Origin of the sequence: Mameliella sp. AT18 (genome assembly GCF_028807275.1) — a bacterium.
Lineage (GTDB): Bacteria > Pseudomonadota > Alphaproteobacteria > Rhodobacterales > Rhodobacteraceae > Antarctobacter > Antarctobacter albus.
This window is the reverse complement of the sequence record NZ_JARAMO010000176.1, coordinates 1-1,850: the sequence shown is the minus strand read 5'-3', so window position 1 is coordinate 1,850 and position 1,850 is coordinate 1. Positions and strand designations below refer to the sequence as shown.

Annotated in this window: 1 protein-coding gene; it reads left to right on the top strand. The window is 63.6% G+C overall.

Going from position 1 to position 1,850, the window contains the following annotated elements; translation table 11 throughout:
* Window positions 1–138: 138 nt before the first annotated feature.
* Window positions 139–1,602 carry a hypothetical protein gene (locus PVW46_RS15465; protein ID WP_274576545.1) on the top strand — a complete coding sequence of 488 codons (1,464 nt, stop codon included), beginning with the start codon at window positions 139–141 and terminating at the stop codon, window positions 1,600–1,602.
* Window positions 1,603–1,850 lie beyond the last annotated feature (248 nt).

Genomic DNA, 1,850 nt, shown 5'->3' with positions numbered 1-1,850 from the left:
GACACGCTGGGCGGCAACTCCGGCTCGCCGGTCTTTCGGATCACCGACCGCAAGGTCGTGGCGCTGCATCATGCGGGCGACAATCGGACGGGCTACAATTTTGCCATCCCGATGGCGCGTATCCTCGCCGAAAGCGCGGTGCTGAAGGCGGCGGTGCCGGTGGCGCCCGTTCCAAAGGCGCCGCAGGTGGATGCCCGTTGCGAAGCGATGCTGGAGGCCGCACCGGACTATGGATGCGCAGGCTACGAGACCTTTCTTGAAACCTGCGAGGCGCATCCGCTGGCGGCAATGGTGTCGCGTCACGCGGAGCGGGTCTGCGAGCTGGAGGCGGCGGAGGACGCGCGCCGTCTTGCCGCCGTGCCGGAAGAAAAGGCGCCCGACGCTCCTGCGGTGGCCAAACCGCCGATTGAAGAAACCGCGCGCGACGATGCCCTGCCTGCCGACCCGGATGCGCCGGCGCCGGAGGACCCGGCGGTGGACATCGTCGACCTCGACGCGCTGTCGCGGGATGAGTTGGAAGACTGGGCCAGAAAGACGGCCCGCGACATCGAAGAGGTGCTTGACGATACCGGATGGGCCCGGGCCGACGCGATCAACGCGAGAATCCTGACCGAGATGTTCGCCGAGGCGATGGACGAAAACCCCCTTGCTGCGCCCGCGCGCGCGGCCGTCGCGCCTCATGTGGAGAAGATCCTGGAGATCCATGCCGAGGTCGAGGCGATCTACGGGGCGCGTGACCTGGAGGACAAGAGGATCCTGGCGCGGGTGCGGGGCGACCTTGCCGTCATTCGCGAAGGCACAGAGGCCGCCGCGCGCGAGGCGGCGGCGGACTTGCTGGCGAAACTCCAGCTTTACAAGACTGAGAGAGACCGGCTGTCGCCGCTGGCGACGGAAGCAAAAGAACAGCGGAAAGCGGCGATGAAAGCCTTGTCCGCCACGCTGATCGAGCCCGATCCCGGCCCGCTGGCCGGGTTGCAGTTTGTGATGCGCGAGCGCACCACGTTTTTCACCGAGGACGAGTTGGATGACTCCAGCGCCCTGGATGTCGCCTATCACTTTCTGCCCGCACCAGATGGGCATTTGGCCTATTTTTGGTGCGAGGAGGGCAACAGCAAATGCTTGGGCTTTGTGCAACGCGACGGGTACAAATTCGTCGCAGCCGACTATTCCGCGAGTGTCTTGGAACCGGGAAAGGGCGCAACCGCGGCGGACATCCTGAATGACCGCGCCGCCTCGAAAGTTGAAACTACGGAAGAGACGGGCGGTCCGTTCTACCCGATGCGCAACGGCAAGCGCTTGACATGGAACGAAAACTGGGACTGGGACACCGATCCCGAACCAGAGGCTATCTATCGCATGTCCCTCGTGCAGCGGTGCTGCGAAATCTATGCCACGTCGAACTCCGGGCGGCGGTTGGTCTGGGAAATCGAATACACTTTTGAAACCGACAACCTGCAGGCAAGCTATACCGATTGGTTTGATCCGGGTCTGGGCTGGGTCATCAGTTCAAGAGGCAGGCAGGTCCAGACAGGCACGAGCAAGGGCGAACGCAGCAGATCGATCAACAAGACCCTGAGGCGGGTGATTTCGCGCCCGGATTGAGGCCAGAGATTCCGGACTTGGCGGAATGGGGTGACGGAGCGTAACCTTTGCGCACCCTTTTTCCGACGAGGCCACAAAATGCGCCATTCCGTCCTGAGTGTCTTTCTGACCGCCATGCTCGCCGCGCCGCTCGCCGCGCAGCCGGTGGAATTCGATCCCGCGGATTTCGGCAAGATCGTCGTGGCAAAACGCCAGTCGGCGGGCACGGGGTTCGTGTTGGAACAGGCCTTTGGCGACTACCAGAACGA